At 59.3% G+C, this 4220-nt stretch carries 6 protein-coding genes; all 6 read left to right on the forward strand.

Translation table 11 applies throughout. The features are described from left to right. Positions 1–204: 204 nt before the first annotated feature. From QMM04_RS21280 to QMM04_RS21305, 6 genes are read left to right on the forward strand one after another with little or no spacing between them, the layout of a single operon-like run. Entirely contained in the window at positions 205–462 is a 258-nt protein-coding gene (locus QMM04_RS21280) for an AlpA family transcriptional regulator (RefSeq protein WP_282996960.1), read from the forward strand. Continuing rightward, positions 459–707, forward strand: coding sequence for a hypothetical protein (locus QMM04_RS21285; RefSeq protein ID WP_282996961.1), 249 nt, complete (start codon positions 459–461; stop codon positions 705–707). The genes QMM04_RS21280 and QMM04_RS21285 overlap by 4 nt, the downstream gene beginning before the upstream one ends. Positions 708–720: 13 nt before the next feature. Next, complete coding sequence (locus tag QMM04_RS21290) at positions 721–1248, forward strand: host cell division inhibitor Icd-like protein (RefSeq protein ID WP_282996962.1); 528 nt, start codon at positions 721–723, stop codon at positions 1246–1248. Further along, entirely contained in the window at positions 1245–1511 is a 267-nt protein-coding gene (locus QMM04_RS21295) for a hypothetical protein (RefSeq protein ID WP_282996963.1), read from the forward strand. Before QMM04_RS21290 ends, QMM04_RS21295 begins: the two co-directional genes overlap by 4 nt. Then, on the forward strand, positions 1498–1839 hold the full coding sequence (locus tag QMM04_RS21300) for a DUF5375 family protein (protein WP_282996964.1): 342 nt from the start codon (positions 1498–1500) through the stop codon (positions 1837–1839). Before QMM04_RS21295 ends, QMM04_RS21300 begins: the two co-directional genes overlap by 14 nt. Before the next feature lie 14 nt (positions 1840–1853). Continuing rightward, positions 1854–4169 carry a primase-helicase zinc-binding domain-containing protein gene (locus QMM04_RS21305; protein WP_282996965.1) on the forward strand — a complete coding sequence of 772 codons (2316 nt, stop codon included), beginning with the start codon at positions 1854–1856 and terminating at the stop codon, positions 4167–4169. The last annotated feature ends 51 nt before the right edge of the window (positions 4170–4220 follow it).

Consider the following 4220-nt stretch of genomic DNA (forward strand, 5'->3'; position numbering starts at 1 on the left):
AACCTCTTTAATTTTTACTGACTGCACTTCACTGCATCACACTGCACCAAATTAAATAAACTGATTGTTTTTCAGGCTAACCTAACTGGTCATAAGTCAAAACAGGGTTGTTTACACAGCAAAAAATATTCTCAAAATAGGGGGTTACCTGAAGACACTACCGTAACCGGACAGCACCGGTCGGACTCATAATGAGGTAACACCATGCACGCAGTTTCATCTGTACCGGCACCCGCCATCCCAGTAACCCGCGATACCGTTTATCCACGTGATCGCTTTATGCGTCTGCCGGAAGTCATCAGCACCTGCGGTCTGTCACGCTCGACCATTTACGACTTAATCAGCCGGGAGCTGTTCCCCTCGCAGATTTCACTTGGCGGTAAAAACGTCGCCTGGCTGGCATCAGAGATTGACGGCTGGATGCAGGCCCGCATCGCGCAGCGTGCCGGAGGTGCAGCATGATTAAGCTGAATTTTGGCACGAAAACTTACTCCCTCACCCGCGAAGAAGCCGCCTTTGTCGCGGAAAGCCTGACGGCAGCAGTGAGCGGCAAACCCGCCACGGCACCGGCCTTTACCAGCGGGATGTATGGTCATATTTCCGTGCTTAGTCAGAAAGCGAAGCCTGCAAAGCGAAGCGCAAAGAAAGAGGACGGTGAATTCCGATCAAATCCGCAGCAATCCGATCACGTCCTGACCGATTGCTGAGGAAAACGCCCCGATGAGTGAAAAAAGCCTTTTCTCTGGCGAGCGGCCGTTATACAGTTTTCGTGCTGCCGCAAAATCGGCAGCCGGGATTTGCAGCCCGTGTAACTCAATGGCGACACAACACGCGCCAAGCGTGTTTTTTTGTGTCATTGCTCTGGCTTACCCATTTTTCAGGCTGTGGTTCTTAGACCGCAGCCGCTGTCAAATAATGGTGGTCCGGGCGGGGCAGCCCTCGGGCTGGCCGGTATCCATTGAGGCCGGTACTGCAAACCCCGTTCGGGCCACCACCCATGAGATTTGCAGCTCCGGTGGTGGCGTTAACCGCTACTCAATGGAGATTGTCCTCATGACAACGGCCCTTACTGCCGCTCACCCCGAATTCACCTTTATTTTTGCCGCCGTGCGCCGCACTGATGCCGCCGCCCGTCCCTGCATGCTGCGCACTGTAGCAGGCGATGAGCGCAGCGCCCGTGCCAGCCTCGCCCGTGATTACGTCCTGTCCTTTGCCGGTCGTCTGCCGGTTAAGGCGGTGGCGCCATGAACACTCTTTCTCAGCACCTGAACAACCATGACACCTACCCCATTCCCCACGCTGACTATCTGCGTCTGCTGCACGCGCACACGGTCGGCGTGACCGTGCTCGATATGTTCGACTCGGTGAACTGCCTGAGCGCGCGCGGCTGTGTGCCGGACGGCGCGGCGCTTGCCGCGGTCGTCGCTCTGCTCACCGACCAGCTCGGTAAAGTTGTTGAAACCTGTGAATCCCGCATGTTAGCCACGGAGGTCCGCCATGATGACCGCTAATCACTCCTGCCTGCCCGTTGAGGTACGCACCGCCGTTTACCGCCGCGCGCTGGCGCAGGGCTATCTGAATGCCTGCAAAGACCTCGGAATTACCGTATCAGCCACGCTCGATGAGCTTCAGATGACCATCGCCCTTGAGCTGGAAAACTTTTATGTGCGCCGTCACGGCCCCGATACGGGCATGGAGATGGCCTGCACCATGCTGGGCGATATGGTTGAGCCTGATTTGCTGACCGCGCCGCCGCGCCTGACGCAGCTCGGCGTCACCATGATGGATGAACTTTTCCGCAGCCAGCTTGCGGCCGTAAGCCGCATCACGCTGCACTGAGGGAGAACATGCAGATGAAACATATCGTCTCTGACACCGTAAAGGCGGCCACCGGATTCTGGCCGCAGCTTCTGCCCGCCCTCGGTATCAGCGTGCTCGCCGGAGGGAGGCACGGTGCCTGCCCGGCGTGCGGCGGTAAAGACCGCTTCCGCTTCGACAATCAGGACGGGCGCGGAACCTGGCTGTGTAACCAGTGCGGGGCCGGTGACGGCCTTAGCCTGGTGGAAAAGGCGCTCAGTATCAGCGCTAAAGAGGCCGCCATGAAGGTAGCCGGAATGCTCGGCATGCTGCCGGAATCAGCCCCGGTTATGCATTATGAAGCCGCAGACAAAAGCCGCACACAGGCAGACGCCGCCGCACGGGCACAGGCTCTTATCGCCGCCGCCGTCAGCCGCACGGACAACGCCTACCTTTTAGCCAAAGGGCTGCACGGTACGCAGGCGCTCACACTTGCTAATGCGCTGCGCTGTGGCGGCGTCAGCTTTGCTGCCGGGGATATGCTCATCCCGCTGACCGGCGAAGACGGCACGGCCGTTAACGTGCAGCTCATCAGCGCCGCAGGCGACAAGCGCACCCTGCCCGGCGGGCAGGTGAAAGGCACCTACTGGCTGGCAGGCGAGCCGGACGGCAAAACGCTGTGGCTCACGGAAGGATATGCCACCGGCCTGACCGTGCACCGGCTGACCGGGCAGGCGGTATACGTGGCGCTGAGCGCCAACAACCTGCCCGCGCTGGCAAAACGGCTGCGTGAATCATACCCCGGCGCGCTGATGATGATTGCCGCCGACCGTGACGACAACGGCACCGGCCAGTTAAAGGCAGAGGAAGCGGCGAAAGCCTGCGGCGGGAAAGCCGCACTGCCGCCGGTTGCGGGTGACTGGAACGACGTTTGGCAGGCGCAGGGTGATATCTCCACGCAGGCGCAGCTCACCACTTTCACCCAGCCGCAGCCGCTTAGCCCGTTTGAATCCGTCAGCGAGGCTGACCTGAAAGCCATGAGCGCCAGCCAGAAAGCCGAGCTGCTGGTCGCCCATTACGGTGAGGCACTGGCCGTGCCGCCGGTCGGGGAGGAAATCTGCCGCTATGAGAACGGCGCATGGCTGGTGATGGAGGCGAAAACGCTGCGCCGGGAAATCGCCGCGCTCTTTCAGAAGGTGCGCGCACCGTTCTCCGCTGCCGGTATCGGCAGCGTGCTGGACACGCTCAAGCTGATGGTGCCGCAGATGGGTGAACCGCCCCGCCGCCTGATTGGCTTCCGTAACGGTGTATATGACACCACAACAGATACCTTCAGCCCGCACCGCCGCGAACACTGGCTGCGCACCGTCAACAGCGTGGACTACACCGCACCGCGTCCTGGTGAAAATCTCGCAGACCACGCCCCGGCCTTCTGGCGCTGGTTAACGCGGGCCGCCGGACACAGTCACGACAAGCAGGAGCGCATTCTCGCGGCGTTATTTATGGTGCTGGCAAACCGCTATGACTGGCAGATGTTTCTTGAGGTGACCGGTCCCGGCGGCAGCGGTAAAAGCGTGATGGCCTCGATTGCCACTCTGCTGGCCGGAAAAGACAACACAACTTCAGCCACCATCGACACGCTGGAATCCTCCCGCGAGCGCGCCAGCGTAGTGGGCTTCTCGCTGGTTATCCTGCCAGACCAGGAGAAATGGAGCGGAGACGGCGCGGGCATCAAAGCGATAACCGGTGGCGATGCGGTGGCAATTGACCCAAAATATCGTGACGCCTATTCAACGCACATTCCGGCGGTGATTCTGGCGGTGAATAACAATCCTATGCGTTTCAGCGATCGCAGCGGTGGCGTTTCGCGTCGTCGGGTAATACTCACTTTCCCGGAAGCGATACCGGCGAAAGAGCGCGATCCGCAGCTACTGGATAAAATCAGCACCGAGCTAGCCGTTATCGTACGCCATCTGATGCAGCGCTTCAGCCAGCCAGAGGAGGCCCGCGCGCTGCTACAGGCGCAACAGACGTCCGGCGAGGCGCTGGAGATAAAGCGACTGACCGATCCGCTGGTCGATTTCTGCGGCTATCTGATGCCACTGAGCACGCCGAACGGGCTGTTCATCGGCAATGCCAATATTCGCCCGATAAACCCGAAGCGCTATCTCTATCATGCGTACCTGTCATTCATGGATTCACGCGGCCATCAGCACCCGCTCAGTCTGACGGCTTTTGGCCAAGCTGTGCCGCAGACGCTGAAAGAGTATGAGCGGGTACTGCTCAAGCGCAGAACAAATAACGGCATACAAACTAATCTCACATTACATGAAGACAGCGAAGCAGATTGGTTACCCGCATGTAGCGTCTGATAACATCATTACACGTAAACCGGCTTAGGCCGGTTTTTTTATGTTTGATGC

The sequence above is a fragment of the Pantoea sp. Pa-EAmG genome, from assembly GCF_030024295.1.
GTDB lineage: Bacteria > Pseudomonadota > Gammaproteobacteria > Enterobacterales > Enterobacteriaceae > Pantoea > Pantoea dispersa.